The following is a 17,434-nucleotide window of genomic DNA, read 5'->3' on the forward strand; positions in this document are numbered from 1 at the left end:
GAGTCACTTGACTCGCCATGCCGATCGCGTCTACCGTTCCGAGGTGAGTCACTCAACTCACCACTGGAGGACATGATGGGACGCTTCGACGGCAGGACGGTGTTCGTCACCGGCGCGACCAGCGGGATGGGGGCGAGCCACGTGCGGGGCTTCCACGCCGAAGGCGCGCAGGTCGTGATCGCCGCACGGGACCTGGACGCAGGCTCGAAGGTCGCGGAGGAACTCGGCGAGCGCGCGTTCGCCGCGCAGCTCGACGTAACGGACGAGGACGCGTGGATCTCGGCGGTCCAGGCCGCGGAGGAGCGGTTCGGACCGGTGTCGGTGCTGGTGAACAACGCGGGCGCGCAGCACGCCGCCGCGTTGATCGAGGACACCTCGCGCGAGGTCTGGGACCGGACCATGGCGGTCAACCTGACCGGGCAGTTCCTCGGCATCAAGCACGTCGCACCGTCGTTGCGCAGGGCAGGCGGCGGGTCGATCGTGAACATCGCCTCGACCATGGGCAACGTGGGTTCGCCGTTCTACGCGCCGTACGTCGCGAGCAAGTGGGCGCTGCGCGGACTGACCAAGACCGCCGCGCTGGAGCTCGGCAGGGACGGGATCCGGGTGAACTCGATCCACCCCGGCGTGGTGTCGACGCCGCTGATCAACGAACCGGTCGCGGCCGGCCAGCCCGCGATCGGCGACCTCTACTCCCCCGCACCGTTCGCCGTGCCGCGGCTGGGCGAGCCCGGCGAGTTCACCGCGCTGGTGCTCTACCTGGCGTCGGCCGAGGCGGCGTTCGCGACCGGGTCGGAGTTCGTGCTGGACGGCGGCCTGCTGCTCGGCCCCGCGCTAGCCGCGTAGGTAGTCCCTCACCGGGCCGAACGTGAACAGCCCGGTGCCCGCCACGAGCTCGTCCCTGGCGGGCAGGAGCAGCGCATGTGCGCGCTCCGCGAGTTCGTCGTCCCGCAGCCGGGTGGCCGCCATCGCCAGCAGGCAGGCGCGGACCTCCGTGAGCAGGTCCGCCGGTCCATCGCGAAGAGCACGCGCGGCCTTCAAAGCCTCGTCGTGCGGCAACGCCAGCGGGCGCACCCAGTCCAGGTGCGGGCCCCAGTCATCGGCGAGGTCCACTGTGGACGGGCCGTGCAGGCTGAGCAGAGCCAGCGGCAGGAGTCCGCGTTCCATGCCCCACATGCCGGTGCCCTTGACGCGCTCGGCCGCGGCCCGATACGCGCTGTCGGCTTCGGCTGTTCTCCCGGCCGCCGCGAGTTTCAGTGCCGCGTACCAGTCGGTGAAGAGGCCGACCAGCGGCAGGTCGTGGCGTTGTGCCAGTTCGTCGGCCGCGGTCGCGTGCTGGTCGGCGGTGCCGAAATCGGCCAGCGCGGAGCAGGCCTGGACGAGGATCAGGTGGCCCAGCACCTCGTGGGTCACCAGGCGGCCGGACGCGACCTCGAGGAGTTCGCGGCCGATCGCGGCACGTTCCGGAGCCAGGCCGGTGCGGTGGAAGGTGTGCATGAAGCGGGCGTTCAGCGCGAACGCCCGAAGAGCGGGATCGCCGAGGTCACCGGCTATGGCCTCGGCTTCCCGGGCCTCACCGAGGCGGGCGCCGGTGCCTCGGTCCTCCATGGCGATGGTGGCGAGCAGGCGGGCACGGGTGGCGGTGGGGCCGGGGAACGCGGGCAGGGTGCGTTCGGCGGCGGCGACGAGTTCGGCGGAGTGGGCCGGGTCGTCGTTGGTGGTCCAGATGCCGGGGACGTCGAACGATCCGATCACCTCGGCCGCCGCGTCCGGGTCCGGGACGGTGGGGTCCGCGACGGTGGGGTCCGCGACGGCGGGAAACGCGACGGCGGGAAACGCGACGGCCGGAGACGCGACGGCGGGAGACGCAACGGCGGGAGACGCAACGGTGCCCCGGCCTCCAGGCTCGCGCCCTTCGGCCAGCCGCAACGCGGCCGACCTCCGCTCCCGCGCCCCTTCCAGGTCTCCGCTCACCGCCAACGCCCTGACCAGCCCGGTCAGCAGGTCGAGCCGCTCCGAACCGGCGGCCACGAGCGCCGCCCGCCACAGCCGCACCGCCTCACGCGGTGATCGATTCTCCGCCGCAGCCCTGGCCAGCGCCGTCACCGCCGCGGCACCCCGCGTACCCGCGAGGGCGTAGTGATGGGCGAGCGTCTGGACGTCACCGGGTGGCAGCACCTCCGTCAGAGCGGCGTGCCAGCGTGCGCGCCTGGTCAGCGACACGTCTTCGTACAGGGTGTCGCGCACCAACGCGTGCGTGAACCGGATGTGACCGGGTGCGACCTCGACGACGAACCCGGCCTCGATCGCCAGGTCCAGCGCGTCGAGCACGTCGTGGCCCGCCAGTGCGGCCAGCAGGTCCACCTCGACGTCCCTGCCCAGCACGGAGGCCTGGTGCAGCACGGTCCGCGCCTGCGCCGGCAGTCCGGCCAGGCGGTGGCGGAGCACGTCCCGCACACCGGCGGGCACCGAGCCGAGGTCGCCGCCCGACGCGACCAGCCGGCCGAGTTCCTTGACGTAGAAGGGGTTGCCGCCGGTGCGCTGGTGGATCACGCGGGCGTCCCGTCGTCCCACCAGCGCGGCGACGGCCTCTTCGTCCAGGCCGTCGAGCTCCGCTCGGACCGGTTCGGCGCGCGCCAGTGCCTCCGACGGCACCGCGGAACGCGAGGTCGCGACGATCAGCACTCGGCCGGAGAGCACGCGACCGGTGAACGCGGTCAGCACCGCGAGGGTCTCCTCGTCGGCCTGGTGCAGGTCGTCCAGCACGACCAGCACCGGCGCGGCCGATTCCACAGTGGACACAATCGAGAGGCGGAGCCGGAACCGGTCCGCAGCCCCGAGTTCCTCCCCCAGCGCTTCGACCACCTGCTGCCACGGCCACGCCACGGGCGCGTCCTCCTGGCAGCGCGCCCAGACCGTTCTCCAGCCCCGGCCCGCCAGCAGCTCGGTGAACGCCGTGGCGAGCGCGGTCTTGCCCACGCCGGCCTCGCCGGTCACCAGCGCGATGCCCAGACCGGCGACCGGGACCGCGGTCTCCAGCAACGCCAGTTCGGCCGCGCGTCCCACCAGTGACGACTCGGGTGAGGGCCGCAGTCTCGGTGCCTGGGCGAGGATGTCCGATTCCAGCGCGCGGAGTTCCGGGCCCGGATCGACGCCGAGGTTCTCGACGAGCGCGTGCCGGGCATCCCGCACGGCCTGCAGCGCGTCACCCTGACGGCCCTCCCGGTACAGCGCCAGCGCGAGCAGGCTCCAGGCCTTCTCGCGCCACGGGTGGTCGGCCAGGTGTGCGCGCAGGTCAGCGACGACACCCGCGGCTCGCCCCAGCGCCAGTGCGGCCTCAGCGCGGCGTTCGACCGCCACCAGCCGCAGTTCTTCCAGCCTGTCGATCTCGGCCCGTGCCCAGTGCTCGTCGGCGAACTCGCCGTAGGCAGGGCCACGCCACAGCGCCAGCGCACTGTCCAGGACAGACAGATCGCCGCCGAGCATCTCCTCGAACCGCCACGCGTCCACGTCCGAGGCGAGCAACGCGTAGCCCGCTCCCTCAGTGACCAGCAGAGCAGAAGGAGTCCGGGGTGGACGATCAGGTTCGAGAGCCTTGCGCAGTGCGCCCACGAAAGTCTGCACCGTGCCGACCGCTCCGTCCGGCGGTTCCTCCCACAGGTCGGCGACGAGCGTGCGCACCGGGACGACTCGGCGCCGGGCGACCAGCAGGCGGGCCAGCACGGCACGTTGTTTCGGGCCGCCGAGGCGGGCGGATCCCGCGGTCAGCGGGCCCAGCACCCCGAACGTCACCACGCGCTGACCCTAACGCTGATTCGTTGCTGATCGGGCACCAGCACAGTGAGGGCGTGAACCACACCGCATTCGACTACCAGCGCGTTCAGGTCTCCGACGGCGTCGAGCTGAACGTGGCCACCACCGGCGAGGGCAGCCCGGTCGTGCTGCTGCACGGCTTCCCGCAGACCCACCTCATGTGGCGGCACGTCGCCGCCGACCTGGCCGCCGACCACACCGTGATCATGCCCGACCTGCGCGGGTACGGCGACAGCGACAAGCCCGCCGACACCGGCCTCACCTACGCCAAGCGCACGATGGGCGCCGACGTCGTCAAGGTCGCGCAGGCGCTCGGTCACGACCGGTTCGCCCTGGTCGGACACGACCGGGGTGCGCTCGTGGCGTTCCGCACCGGCCTCGACCACCCGCACCACGTCACGCACCTCGCGTCGCTCGACGTGCTGCCGACGCTGGACATGTGGGACGTCATGCGTGGAACCTCTGCCGCCGTCGGGTTCCACCTCTTCCTGATGGCCCAGCCGCCGGGGCTGGCCGAGCAGATGATCAACGCGGTCCCGGACGCGTTCTTCGGCCACTTCCTCGACATCTGGGGCGGAAAGCCGTTCCCGGAGGACGTGCGCGCCGAGTACCTGCGGGCGAGCCGCGAGGCCGTCACGTCGATCGTCGCGGACTACCGGGCGTCGGCGACGATCGACGTCGAGCACGACACCGTTGATCGCGAGGCGGGAAACCAGCTGAAGATGCCGGTCACCGTGCTGCAGCAGGACTGGGGCGCGGCGCTCGGCTTCGACGCCCGCGGCCTGTGGCGTGCCTGGGCACCCGACCTCGACCACCGCACGGTCTCCTGTGGACACTTCATGGCCGAGGAGGCGCCGGACGTGGTGACGAGCGCGATTCGCGACCTGCTCACCCGATAATTCCTGCGCCTGCAAGGAAATTCATTCCATTGACCACGGCGTGAAGCCGTGCCGATACTGGATTCGGTGAATGGTTCATACCATTCACCGAATCCCTGTGAGGAGAGTCGATGAGGCGAATTTCCGTGTTGTCACTCGCCGTCTGCGCCGTCCTGGGCACGCAGACGGCACCCGCCGCGCACGCGGCGACGCTCACCAACACGTTCGAACGCCCCGCTGGTGGGAGCGCTTACACCAGGGCCGAGTGGGCGAAGGACGGATTCAGCTCCACCTTCGACGTCGGCATGGGCAACCGGACGATGATCGACACCTCGGTCAGGCGGTCCGGCGGGAAGTCACTGCGGCTGTTCTACCCGGCGGGCAGGATCAGCCCGGAGAACTCCGGCGCGTCGGCGGACCTGGCCGTCCCCAAGGCGCGGGAGTACTGGCTGCGCCAGTGGGTGCGCTTCTCCCCGGACTTCAGCTGGGGCGGCACCGAGTTCGGCGGCAAGATCGGCCTGGGCCTCGCGGGCGGCAAGCGCTGCTCCGGCGGCATCGCCTGCGACGGCTACAACGGCTTCACGGTGCGGTTCGCGTGGGGCCGCGACGGCAAGGCGATCCTGTACTTCTACCACATGGGCAAGACCGGCCAGTACGGCGATTCCTTCCAGCTCAGCCCTGGTGGCAGCGGTTACTCCTACCCGCGCGGCCAGTGGATCGAGCTGAAGATGCGGGTGCGGGTCAACACCGTCAGCGGCTCGACCGCGAACGCCAACGGCGAGGTGCAGGCGTGGGTGAACGGCAGTCCCGCCGGCACCCGCACCGGGCTGCAGTTCGTCCGCAACGCCGACCAGATCAACTTCGCGTACTTCTCGTCGTTCTTCGGCGGGGCCACGCAGAGCTTCGCTCCCACGCGGAACTCGTACATCTGGTACGACGACGTGCGTGTGCAGACAAGCCCGATCTAGGAAGAACAAAGGGCCCGGGGCGAGTTGCCCCGGGCCCTTTGCCGTGCACCACCTATCCGACCGTGAACGTCACCTTCAGCAGATCGCCGTGCCGGGTGACCGAGCTGACCGGCTGGTTGTTCAGCTCGACGGTGCGGACACCGGGGGCGTGCACGGTGATCGTCACCTGGCCCCGGTCCGCCGTGCGCCCGACCGCGAGCCGCAACGTGCTCCCGTCGAACACCGCGGAGGCGTTCTCCAGCTTCTTCGACGCCGTGAGCCACGTGCGCCCGTCGACCTCGACCGACTGCCGGTTGAGCAGGTCGATGCTCAGCGGCTTCTCGCCCGCCCTGCGCACCAACGCGTACCCGCCGTCGTACAGCACGTCGTCACGCCGATCGCCGGCCAACTGGACGCGAACGTGCCCGTCCCGCACCTGCTGTGCCGACACGATCGCGCTCGGCGCGGCCGCCGACCTGGTCTCCAGCAACGTCGTGAACCTGGTGGCCGTGCCGTTACGCCGGGCCAGGACGAACGGGATCTGCTTGCCGTCCGTCGCGAGCCCCGGCCCGGTCGTCCGCAGCACCTGCGTGGACGACGGTTCGAGCGCCCGCATCGACAACACCGACTGCGGCGTCTTCCACTCGGCCTGCCAGGCACCGTCCGCCGCGGTTCCCTCGGCCACGAACCGCAATTCGTCGTAGCCGAAGTCCTTGTCGTTCGGGTCGAGCACGCACGTCCCGCAGGCCGGCGGGGCCATCGCCGGGCCGGACACCGTCAGGTCGCCGACGCCGTGCCACGACTGGTCGAACCGGTGCGCCGACGAACCGCGGGCGTCGAAGACGTCCACTGTGTACTCGTCGGTCATCAGCTCGGACCGCCGCAGCGACACGTCCGGCATCGCCGCGTACGGCTTGTCCGCCCTGGCGTCGACCACCTTGAACCGGGGCGTGGTGCCGAAGTACTCCAGCGCGCCGCGGATGTTGCGGTCCTGGCTCTTGCCGTCGACCACGACGGTGTTGTGCGACACCGACTCGCGGTACCAGTTGTTGGTCAGGTCCGCGTTGTCGACGCCGTAGATCTGGCCGAGGTCGGTGGACTGCAACGCTCCCCCGCCGACGACGTCGAGGTGCAGCTTGTCCGCGTGCCCGTGGGTACCGCCGGCGACACCGTGGTCGAGCCGCACCGCGTTGGCCTGGAAGGGATCGACCGCGCCGGAGAAGCCCAGCCGCACGTCGTCGAACAACGCCACGCCCGCCGCGCTCTCCACCACCAGCGAGATCCTGGCGGCGATGGCGTCCTTGGGCACGTCGGCGCTCACCGTCCGGGAACGCCAGCCGAGCAGGTCGTGGAACCTGGTCACGACCGGCGCCGACACACCCGCGGGCGTCACGAACGACAGCTCCAGCGACGCGCCACCGTTCTCCTTCAACGGCAGCAGCGGGGAGAAGGTCCGCGCGTCGAGCTTCACCGACGTCACGTTCCCGCCGGTCACCGGGACGTCGGTCGTCCACGCGCTGCGGTTCAGACCGCCGGTGACCTTCGCCGACGACGAACCGCGGTACGGCAACGGAGACAGTTCGGCCGCGCCTTCGGCCTTCCAGCCCCGCGCCGAGTCCTCGAACCCTCCGGAACCCAGCAGGTCGTCGGCGAACAGGTCGACGTCGTCCACCGTCACGTCTCCCCGCACGGACAGCCGCACTGACCGGGCCAGCGGCGGCACGTCCAGGCCGGTCTCACGGGCCGACCAGGAGTCACCGGAGATGGCCAGCGATCCCCGGCCGACCTCCCATCGGTCGAGCAGGAAGACCGCGTCGATGCTGCCCTTGCCCTTCGCCATCGCCTGCAGCGTCAGGTGACTGAGCCGGGTGCCGTCGAGCGGGAACGTCTGCGAGGCCGCGCCGGTCAGCCTGCGGTCCCTCCACGTGCCGCCGTCGAGCTGCCAGAACGCGGGTGTGGTCGCGTTGCCGAGCGATGCCTGTTCGAAACCGGGGTTCGGCACGAGGTTCGGCGCGTCCGAGGACCGCAGCACCGTCTCGCCGAGCCCGCCGAACGTGGCGCTGGGCTGGCGTGGCCCGCTCAGGCTCGGCAGCGTGTCGACGCCGAAGCGCAACGCCCACCGGTCCGAACGCGGGCGCCCGAGGTTGGTGTAGGCGTAGTTCAGGCCCGTCGCGAAGTCGCGTTCGCCGTACTCCGCGTAGGCCCACTCGGCGATCGCCGCGAAGCTCGGTCCGAAGCGCCGGCCCCACGTGCCACCGTCACCGGCCGCCGGGATCGTCAGGTCCGGGTGCAGGTACGGCAGCAGGGTCGTGTGCATCGAGCGGAAGCGTTCGTCCACTGTGTAGTCACGTTCGCCCAGGTTGCGCGCGGAGACCGCGAGCGAGGTGAGCGCCTGCAACGCGTACACGTGGTAGCTGGCCGCACCCTCCCACCACCAGCCGTCGGACAGCCGGGCCTTGTTCAGCAGGAACTCGGTGCCCATCTCGGGATCGTCCAGAGCCCACTTCCGCAGGCCCTCGTCGCCGATCGCGGAGCCGACGCCGTGCACCGCCGCGACCGTCCAGGCCTGGAAGTTCGACGTCACCGTCGGATACGACTGCACGAGTCCGGCCAGTGGCTTCAGCAGGTTCAGCGAGATGTCGACCCGGTCGGACTCGGGCAGCGTGTCGCGGATCAGGTCGTAGCCGTCGATCAGGCCGATCGCGGCGACCGCCTCGTCCAGCGACTGGTAGTGCACCCGGCCGTAGATCACGTTCAGCGGCACGGACAGGAACCGCTCGGCGTAGTACGCCAGGATGTCCCGCGCCTTGGCCGCGTAACGCTGGTCGCCCGTCACGCGGAAGGCGAGCCCGAGGTCGGCCACGGCCTGAGCGGCGTTGTTGTGCCAGATCTCGATCCACGCGGCGTCCAGCAGGTCACCGGTGTAGGACTTGCCGTCGATCGGGCAGCGGTGCAGCTTCGGGGAGCTGTAGTTGAACTCCAGCGAGGTGTTCGTGCCGGGGCACTTGAAGTTGCCGCTCCAGCCGCCGTGGTTCACCGGCTGGTCGAGCGGCCGCGCGAGCCACACGTCCGCCTCCGTCCTCACGACCGAGTCGAACGCCTTGCGCGCCCAGTCCTGCCCGGCGATCCGCTGTTTCAGCGCGTCGAGCTGCGCGGGAGTGCTGTAGACCCGTGGCGCGCCACCGGGAGAGGTCGCCTGTTCGGCCTTGAAACTCGCCTGCTGCACCAGGGACACGTCACCGGCGGGCGTCGCGGTCAGCACACCGGACGAGCCCGCGGGCAGCGACACGGAGACGATCGCGGACTCCCCCGGCTGCAACACCGGGGTCGCGGCGGGCGTGACCGAGCCAGGTCCGTCGACGGCCAGCTGAAGCGAGTCGGCGACGGCACGGCGGTTCGTGACCGTGGTCAGGAACTTCGCCTGGTTGCCCTCGGCCGCGCTCTTGGTCTGCGTGTCCGGCGAGATCCACGGCGACTCCGGCGTGACGCGGACGTCGTCGACCCACGCGGTGCCGGTGGCGTTCTGGATCGCCGGGATGATCTGGAGCTTCGTCATCAGCGGCGGCACGCGGAACGTGCCGGAGATCGTCGTCCAGTCGCGCGAGCCGGTCAGCACGCCGTTGAGCAGGCCGGACGGCGAGTAGACGCTCTGGCCGTTCGCGTCGGTGTAGAGGAACCCGACGGTGACCCGCAGGCCGCCGGGGAAGTCGGTGTAGTCGGCGGTCTCGACCTTGTCGAGCTTGACCTTCGCGGAGACCTGCACGACGGGCCAGGTCTTCTGGTCGAGCGGCACGGTGACGAAGCCGCCGATCTTCTGCGTCGGCGAGGCGTCGATGCGCAGCGACCGGGTGCCGTGGAAGGCCGTCGTGGCGTCGACCTTGTAGGTGGCGCTGAGGTACGGCGTGCACCAGGCCGGTGCCGGACAGGCCTCAGTGGACGGTGAGGTGAGCTCGAAGCTGGGGTTGTTGACCAGGTTCACCCACGACTCGGCCCGGACCTTCAGGTCGTCGAAGCGGACGGTCCCCTTGGCCCGGTCCAGCGCGACCGACAGGAACGCCGACACGGTGCCGGGTGGAACCGTGTGCACGTCGGCGCGCTCGGTCCAGTCCTGCGTACCGGTGAGGTTGACGCCCTTCCACGTGCGCTTGCCGGTGGCGTCGACGAACGCGATGCTGATCTTCGCCGCGTTGTCGGCGGTCGCGCCCTGCGCCACGTTGTCCAGCTGCACGCGACCGGACACCTTGACCGAACTGATCCGCCGCGCGTCGATCCCGAACGACGCCGACGTGGCGCCTTCCCAGGCCGTGCCCGTGGCGGACGTGACCGCGAGGGCGCTGTTCTCACGCTTGGCGCCGGCGGAGAGCGTCCACGACGTGGTGGCGTTCTCGAAGCCGCCGTTGCGCAGCAGCTCGTGTGCCACCGGTGTGTCCGGGGCCGGTGGTCCTGGTGCGGCGGAGGCGGTCGCACTCGTGGCGACGGCCATGGCCGCCACGACGACGAACGCCTGCGACACCGCGACAGTTCTTCTCATCGGGTTCCTCCAGATAAGAATTCATTCCGCCTGAGGGAAGGAATGCAACGGCCCCCGCACGTTGCCGGAATCCTGCGACATCACGGAAGTCCAGTCAATGCCCGGTTTTCGCCCGACCGTCCACACCGGAATCTTTGTGGAATGACTTCATCCTCCGTTGACCCACCGCCCGCCACGTGGCAATACTGCGTCAGGTAAGTGGTGCAGACCATCTCGTCCTCCCGCCCGCCCGCGGGTCACACCCTGTGGAGGAAGTGCATGCGAACAAAGGCGTTGCTCGCGCTTTCCAGCTGCGTGGCGATAGTCGCCACGACCATTGCCGCACCCTCGGCGATGGCCGCCGCGCTGAACAACTACTTCGAAACCCCTGCCGCCGGCTCGCCCTACACGCTCGCGAAATGGGCCGCCGACGGCTGGAACGCGCCCTGGCACCAGGGACTCGACACCCGCACGTACATCGACTCCAGCGTGAAGCGCAGCGGCAGCAAGTCGCTGCGGGTCACCTACCCGGCCGGGCAGTACGGGCCGGGCCCGTCCGGCGCGCAGGCACCGTTCGCGATCCCACGCGCCCAGCAGTACTACGTGGCGCAGTGGGTGCGCTTCAGCTCGGACTTCAGCTGGGGCAACACGAACTTCGCCGGCAAGGTCGGCGTCGGGCTCGGCGCGGGCGCGTCCTGCTCCGGCGGTCAGGCCTGCGACGGGTACAACGGCTTCACGTCGCGGTTCATCTGGCGCAGCGGCGGCAAGGCCGCGATCTACTACTACAGCATGGATCACGCCAGCCAGTACGGCGACTACCGCGATCTCTCGCTCGACGGGCAGCCGGTCTACTACCCGCCGGGCCAGTGGGTCGAGATCGTGCAGCGGGTCAAGGTGAACACCGTGACGAACGGCAACGCCAACCCGGACGGCGAGATCCAGGTGTGGTTCAACGGCAGGTCGGCCGCGTTGATCACCGGGCTGAAGTTCGTCCGCAACGGCGACCTGATCGACCGGGCGTACCTGTCGTCGTTCGCCGGTGGCGGCGATGCCAGCTTCGCACCGACCAGGACCGGATACATCTGGTACGACGACCTGCGCGTGAACACCAGCCCCATCTAGGTCAGCCATGGGTCACCAGCGGCTTCTCCGGCAGCAGCGCCAGGGTCTCCGGTAGCAAGTCGAACGTCAGGTGATCGCTGAACACCGGCAGGGGATCCACCTCGCCCCCGGCCACGAGAGCGAGCACGGCGGGCAGGTGCGGCGTGATGTCGGGCCTGCCCGTCGTGAACGTGACGGCGTTCATGTACATCGGCCCGGTGGGCACCGTGACGCCGGCGAAGTAGATGCCGGCGCTGTGGCAGTGCCCACCGGGTTCGGTCGCCTTCAACGCCGCCGTGAGCCCGTCCGGATGCCCGGAGGCGTCGTAGGTCAGCGGGAACTCCCGCTGGTCCAGGTCCGCTGCCGATGCGACCGCCTGCGCGCCATACCCCTCAGCAATGGCGCGACGACGTTCGCTGGCATCGACGTAGACGACCCGGGACGCGTTCAGCGCACGAGCGAACGCGCAGGCGTACAACCCGATGCTGGTCCCTCCGAACACGAGCAGCGGCGCACCGGGAGCGTGCGTCTGTCCCTTGAGGACGCTGCCGTACGCGTCCGTCAGGTTGTCCGAGGCCGACGCGAACGCCGCAGGTCCGACCCCGTCCGGCAGCTTGACCAGGTTCGCCGCCGCCCACGGCACCCGCACCAGCTCGGAGAACAGGCCGCCCCACGCACCGCCGAGCGGCAGCCCGAACATCGCGTATCGGGGCACCGAGAGACAACGCGACGGCGCTCCCGCCGAACACGTGGCACAGGTCCCGCACGAGATGTGCCACGGAACGACGACGAGATCACCGGCGACCAGCCCGGAGACCTCGTCGCCCACCTCCACGACCTCGGCCACGCACTCGTGCCCGAGCTGCAACGGCGCCGGGAACGGTGTGCGTCCCGCGATCACCGCCCGGTCGAGGTCGCACGTGGTGGCGGCGACCGGCCGCACCACCGCGTCGCCGGGATCGACGACGCGCGCGTCCGGAACCTCACGCCAGCGCAGCTCACGAGTCCCGATGTACTCCAGCACCCTCATTTCACACTCCCTGCGGTGAGTCCTGACCGCCAGTACCGTTGCAACAAAAGGAAAGCGAGTACCAGCGGCAACAACGCGAACAGCGAGCCGACGACCATCAGCGGGTAGTAGTCGGGGTCGATGTTCGCGAGCGAGTTCCAGCTGTAGAGGCCGAGGCTGACCGGGTAGAGGTTCTGGTCGGACAACATCACCAGCGGCAGGAAGAAGTTGTTCCAGATCGACGTGAGCTGGAACAGGAAGATCGTCACATAGCCCGGTGCCAGCATCCGCAGTCCGACGAACGCGAAGCTGCGGATCTCCGTCGCGCCGTCGACCCGTGCCGCTTCCAGCACCTCGTTCGGCACGTAGGCCGCGGAGAACACCCGCGCCAGGTACACGCCGAACGGGTTGAACAGGACCGGGATGATCACCGACCAGATCGTGTTCGCCGCACCGGCCGCCGACGCCATCAGGTACAGCGGCAGCGCCAGCACCGCGGCCGGCACCATCACCGACACCAGCACCAGCGCGAACAGCTGGTTCTTGCCGGTGAACGAGAACTTGTCGAACACGTACCCGGCGGCCGTGCTGATCAACGCGCCGACCGCCGCGCCGCCGGCCGCGTACAGGATGCTGTTGAGGTACCAGCGCCCGTAGATGCCCTTCTCCTGCGTGAACAAACCCTTGACGTTGTCCACCAGGGCGAAGTTCTCGAGTGAGAAGAAGTCGGACGCGAACAGCGCCTCGGTGTCCACAGTGGAGGCGAGCAGCAGCCAGACCAGCGGCAGCAACGCGTACAGCGCGCCGACGCCGATCACGACGTTCGCGGTGAGCCGTCCGGTCATGCCTTACCTCCCCGCGCGGCGCCGCGGGTGACGGCGAACGAGAGCAGACAGCACACGATCAGCAGCAACACCGAGGCCGCCGAGGCGAGGCTGTGGTTGTTGCGGGCGAACGCGGCGTCGTAGATGTACATGTTCGGGGTGAAGCGCGGGCCGATCAGCGGCGTGACCTTGCTGAGCAGCATGGGTTCGGTGAACAGCTGCAACGCGCCGATCACGGTGAAGATCAGCACGGTGACGATCGTGCCCCTGATCAGCGGCACCTTGATCGTCACGGCCGACCGCACGGGCCCGGCGCCGTCGATCGCGGCCGCCTCGATCACCTCCTGCGGCACGGCCCGCAGCGCGGCGAAGAAGATGACCGTGGTGTAGCCGAGACCACTCCACAACGCGATGTTCACCAGCGACGGCACGACCATCTCGAGCCCGAGGAAGTCGACCTCCAGATCGAGGCCCTTCATCAGGTCGATCACCGGCGAGATGCCGGGCGTGTAGAGGTAGAGCCAGATGACGGTGGCGATGATGCCCGGCACGGCGTGTGGCACGAACAGGATGGTCTGGCTGATCTGCCGCAACCGCACGACGCCCGAGTCGAACAGCAGCGCCAGCGACAACGCGCCGACGATCACCAAGGGAATGAACACGGCCGAGTACAGCAACGTGACGCCGACGCCCTGCAGGAAGCTGGGGTCGGTGAGCACGACGCCGTAGTTGCGCAGCCCGACGAACGCCGTCTGGCCGTTGCCGAAGCCGAGCCCGGTGTGCGTGCGGGCGAAGAAGCTCAGGTAGATCGCGTACAGCGTGGGCGCGAGGAACACGACGGCCAGCAGCGCGACGAACGGGCCGAGCAGCAGGCCGATGGCGGAGCGTTGCCTGATCATGAGCGCCTCACCGACAGACCGAGGCTGCGCATGTCCGGCAACGTCTCCGCCTCGGCATCACGAAGAGCCTGCGCGATCGTGGTGCCGTAAGGGATTCGAGCGAGGCCGTGGTGGATGGACGTGGCGGTGGACTGCATGCGCGGCCCCCACATCCAGCCGCCGTGCTGGAGCTCGTACTGCTTCGCGGCGAGGCCGTAGAGGTCCTGGCCGCCGTAGAACGTGGTCTTGAACTGCTTCGCGGCCGCGTCCCACAGCTTCGGCGCGGCGGGCAGCAGGCTGGACCGCCCGCTCGACAGGCGCGCGGTGATCGCCTCGGGCGAGGTCGACATCCATTCGATGAACCGCATCGCCCGTTCCTTCTTGACGCTCTCCGCGGTGATCACGTGCAGCGAGGCGCCGTCCCGTCCGATCGACGGCTTCGCGAGATCCCACTGGGGTGCCGCCGCGATGCGCCACTTCCCCGCGCCCCCGGGCACCGAGGACGCCAGCGCGGCGACACCCCACGTGCTGACCAGGTGGCTGGCGACCCGTCCCTCGGCGAGCGCGGCGAGCCACTCCTGACTGCTGCCGGGCGCGAGGAACAACAACTGCTCGTCGAGCAGGCCCTGCCAGTACTCGGCCGCCTTCAGCGACCCCGCGTCGGTGAAGTTGACGACCCACGAGTCGCCGTCGACACCGAACCAGCGACCGCCGGTCTGCATGACATGAGCGGCGAACAGGTTGTAGCCGTTGGGGTGGAAGGCGGTCAGGTAGATGTTCCTGGCCTTCAGGGCGCGGGCCGCCTCGCGGAACTCGTCCCACGTCGTCGGCACGTCGACACCGTGCTCGCGGAGGATGTCCTCGCGGTACAGCATCAGCAACGGCGGCAGGTCGAGCGGAACGCCGTAGACGCGGCCGCCGAACGTCGCGCCGGACCACGCCACCTCGCCGAGCTCGGCACGCAGCTGCGCGCTGACCAAGTCGGTCATGTCGGTGGCGACGCCGTCCAGCGCGAACATCGGCAGGTCGGCGTCGGCCATCGACACCACGTCCGGCGCGTTGCCCGCGCGGGCGGCGTTGGACAGCTTCGCGTTGCCGCCGGCGAAACCCGAGGTCACCGTCTCCAGCACCACGGGTTCGCGAGGGTTCTTGGCGTTCCAGGCGTCCACGACGGTGTTCGTGCCGCGCAACGACGACCAGAACTTCAGCGGCCCGTTCGGATCCTTTGTGGACGACGAGCACCCCGTCAGCAGGGTCAGACCGGCCGCAGCGAGCAGGCTGCGACGGGTGATCATGGGCGAACCGCCGGAAGTGGCACGTCCACGGGGTTGCCGCGGTCAGCCGCCTGGTAGACGGCGAGCGCCGCCGACACCACGGACCGCCCGTAGGCCCCGTCGATGTACTCACCGCCATCTCCACGCGCGGCGGACGCGAACCCGTCGAGCTGTGCCCGGAACGCCGTGCGCAGATGGCCGGGACTCGCCTCGACCAGCGTCGTGATGTTGCCGTCGCGCAGCAACAAGAGGCCGTCGGTGGCGGAGACTCGGAGCGTCACCTCGGGCATGACGACATCGGTCTCGTCGTAGTAGGGCGTTCCTCTGCTGGTCAGCACGACGCTGGCGGTGACACCGTTGGCGAGCTCGATCAACGCGAGCGAGTCGGTCTCGACGTCGATCCCCTCACGGCCGCGCACCACGCTGCTGACCCGGCGCACGGTGCCGCCGCCGAACCACTGGATGCGGTCCAGGCCGTGCGTGCCGACGTTCAGCACGATGCCGCCACCGGCGAGCACGGGGTCGAAGAACCAGGCGGGCCGCGAGTTCCGCTCGTAGTGCGCGGAACGGCGGTGCGCGATCAGCAGCGGGTCACCGAACTCACCGGACGCGATCAGCGCGCGGGTCTCGCGTGCCACCGGGTCGAAGTGGATGACGTGGGCGACCGCGAGCAGCACGCCCGCGTCCCGGCAGACCTCGATCATCCGCGAGCAGTCCTCGACGGTGGTCGCCATCGGCTTCTCCACCAGCACGTGCAGCCCGGCCTCCGCGGCCTCCACGACCTGCTGGGCGTGCAACGAGTGAGGTGTCGTGATGATGACGGCGTCGAGGTTCGCCTCGGTGATCATCGTCCGGTGGTCCTCGTACACCTCGACGCCCGGTGCCGCGAGCGCCTCGGCGGCCTCGCGCCGCACGTCGCAGATCGCCGCGATCGCGTAGCCGTCGGCTCCGGCCGCCGCACGGACGTGGTGCGCGCCGACCGCGCCGGCACCCAGGAGTCCGATCCGGAATGAGGTCATGTCCCTGCTTTCTCGTGAAGCTTCAGCTCTGCGGAGCCGCACGACGCCCTGACGACGAGCCGCGGCTGGATGAGCACCTGCTGGGAGGGAACGTTGCGGCCACCGTCGATGCGGTGCAGGAGCAGCTGGGCGGCCAGCGCGCCCACCTCGGTCTTGGGAGGCGACACGGCGGTCAGCGGGATGTCGCCGACCTCCGCCACCTCGTCGTCGTAGGCGACCACGGCGAGATCACGCGGCACGGACAGGCCGAGCCTGCGCGCGGCCACGATCAACGCGGCGGCGTCGCGGTCACCGTGGCAGAACACCGCGGTGACACCGGATTCGGCACAACGCCGGGCGTACGCGGAGATGTCCTGCGCCTGCCACAGCAGCCTGCGCACGGTGGCGGCGGCATCGACGTCGAGCAGCTCGACCGCCTCGTCGAACCCGTTCGCGACCTGCTCGGACGTACCGGTGCTGACGCGGCCCAGGAACCCGATCTTCTCGTGCCCCAGCGACTTCAGGTGCCGGACGGCCTTGCAGACACCGCCGGCGTGGTCGGTGCCGACGAACGTGGTCGGGTCGTCCGGCTCCGGCGACGGCGGGCGCCGCTCGGCGAGCACGTACGGGACCGGGAGATCGCGCAGGCTGTCCACGTAGGACTGCGGGTCGGTCATCAGGTGCAGGCTCGGCACCAGGAGCAGGCCCTGCACACCGGTCTCGAGCATGGTGCGCAGCTCGTCGCGTTCGACGTCGAGGTCGTACTTCGAACACACCAGCACGACTCCGACGCCCGCGCCGCGCAGTACGCGCTGCAGTCCGTCGATCACGCGCGGGTAGTAGTAGGTCGTCGACGGGACGAGCACGCCGACGAGCGGCCGTCCCGACCCGATCGGCGCGGTCTCGGAGCGGACGAACGTGCCCGCGCCCTGCCTGCGCAGCACGATCTGCTCGTGCACGAGCTGGCCGACGGCACGGCGGATCGTGTTGATGCTGACCGACAGCGTGGTGGCGAGCTCGCGTTCGACGGGCAGCTGGTCGCCCGGCCCGTACACCCCGTCGGCGATGTCCTTGCGCAGACGGTCAGCGGCCCACTGCCATTTCGGGCCAGCGGAGGAATGAAGGAATGAATCCTCCGATTCAGCTGATGTCATGCCGGGAAGAATGACTCATGCTGCCGCTTGCCGCAAGAGGTGACCTGT

12 protein-coding genes are annotated in these 17,434 nt (G+C 69.8%); 4 read left to right on the forward strand and 8 right to left on the reverse strand.

Going from position 1 to position 17,434, the window contains the following annotated elements:
• Positions 1-72: 72 nt before the first annotated feature.
• A complete protein-coding gene (locus tag BM417_RS30270) occupies positions 73-846 on the forward strand; it encodes an SDR family NAD(P)-dependent oxidoreductase (protein ID WP_245822255.1) in 774 nt (257 codons plus the stop codon).
• Here the strand turns inward: BM417_RS30270 and BM417_RS30275 are convergent.
• Positions 835-3,795 (reverse strand): BTAD domain-containing putative transcriptional regulator, encoded by a 2,961-nt coding sequence (locus BM417_RS30275; protein WP_093601620.1) that lies wholly within the window; start codon positions 3,793-3,795, stop codon positions 835-837. The two genes, BM417_RS30270 and BM417_RS30275, sit on opposite strands and share 12 nt — an antisense overlap.
• Positions 3,796-3,848: 53 nt before the next feature.
• On the opposite strand from BM417_RS30275, the gene BM417_RS30280 reads away from it, so the two are divergent.
• Together BM417_RS30280 and BM417_RS30285 are read left to right on the forward strand one after the other, a co-directional pair.
• Complete coding sequence (locus tag BM417_RS30280; RefSeq protein ID WP_093602066.1) at positions 3,849-4,712, forward strand: alpha/beta fold hydrolase; 864 nt, start codon at positions 3,849-3,851, stop codon at positions 4,710-4,712.
• Positions 4,713-4,822: 110 nt separating this feature from the next.
• Positions 4,823-5,659 carry a polysaccharide lyase gene (locus BM417_RS30285; RefSeq protein WP_143138863.1) on the forward strand — a complete coding sequence of 279 codons (837 nt, stop codon included), beginning with the start codon at positions 4,823-4,825 and terminating at the stop codon, positions 5,657-5,659.
• Positions 5,660-5,711: 52 nt separating this feature from the next.
• On the opposite strand, the gene BM417_RS30290 is transcribed toward BM417_RS30285, so the two are convergent.
• Positions 5,712-10,169 carry an alginate lyase family protein gene (locus tag BM417_RS30290; protein ID WP_093601624.1) on the reverse strand — a complete coding sequence of 1,486 codons (4,458 nt, stop codon included), beginning with the start codon at positions 10,167-10,169 and terminating at the stop codon, positions 5,712-5,714.
• 258 nt (positions 10,170-10,427) lie between these two features.
• Between BM417_RS30290 and BM417_RS30295 the strand changes: the two genes are divergently transcribed.
• Positions 10,428-11,270 (forward strand): polysaccharide lyase, encoded by an 843-nt coding sequence (locus BM417_RS30295; RefSeq protein ID WP_093601626.1) that lies wholly within the window; start codon positions 10,428-10,430, stop codon positions 11,268-11,270.
• Position 11,271: 1 nt separating this feature from the next.
• On the opposite strand, the gene BM417_RS30300 is transcribed toward BM417_RS30295, so the two are convergent.
• From BM417_RS30300 to BM417_RS30325, 6 genes are read right to left on the reverse strand one after another with little or no spacing between them, the layout of a single operon-like run.
• Positions 11,272-12,279 (reverse strand): zinc-dependent alcohol dehydrogenase, encoded by a 1,008-nt coding sequence (locus BM417_RS30300; RefSeq protein ID WP_093601628.1) that lies wholly within the window; start codon positions 12,277-12,279, stop codon positions 11,272-11,274.
• Positions 12,276-13,103 (reverse strand): carbohydrate ABC transporter permease, encoded by an 828-nt coding sequence (locus BM417_RS30305; RefSeq protein ID WP_093601630.1) that lies wholly within the window; start codon positions 13,101-13,103, stop codon positions 12,276-12,278. The genes BM417_RS30300 and BM417_RS30305 overlap by 4 nt, the downstream gene beginning before the upstream one ends.
• Positions 13,100-13,981 (reverse strand): carbohydrate ABC transporter permease, encoded by an 882-nt coding sequence (locus BM417_RS30310; protein ID WP_093601632.1) that lies wholly within the window; start codon positions 13,979-13,981, stop codon positions 13,100-13,102. The genes BM417_RS30305 and BM417_RS30310 overlap by 4 nt, the downstream gene beginning before the upstream one ends.
• On the reverse strand, positions 13,978-15,255 hold the full coding sequence (locus tag BM417_RS30315) for an ABC transporter substrate-binding protein (protein WP_093601634.1): 1,278 nt from the start codon (positions 15,253-15,255) through the stop codon (positions 13,978-13,980). Before BM417_RS30315 ends, BM417_RS30310 begins: the two co-directional genes overlap by 4 nt.
• Positions 15,252-16,253: a Gfo/Idh/MocA family protein gene (locus tag BM417_RS30320; protein WP_093601636.1), complete on the reverse strand. Its 1,002-nt coding sequence runs from the start codon at positions 16,251-16,253 to the stop codon at positions 15,252-15,254. Before BM417_RS30320 ends, BM417_RS30315 begins: the two co-directional genes overlap by 4 nt.
• A complete protein-coding gene (locus tag BM417_RS30325; RefSeq protein WP_093601638.1) occupies positions 16,250-17,386 on the reverse strand; it encodes a GntR family transcriptional regulator in 1,137 nt (378 codons plus the stop codon). Before BM417_RS30325 ends, BM417_RS30320 begins: the two co-directional genes overlap by 4 nt.
• Between the last annotated feature and the right edge of the window lie 48 nt (positions 17,387-17,434).

This window comes from Lentzea waywayandensis (assembly GCF_900115955.1).
Classification (GTDB): Bacteria; Actinomycetota; Actinomycetes; order Mycobacteriales; family Pseudonocardiaceae; genus Lentzea; species Lentzea waywayandensis.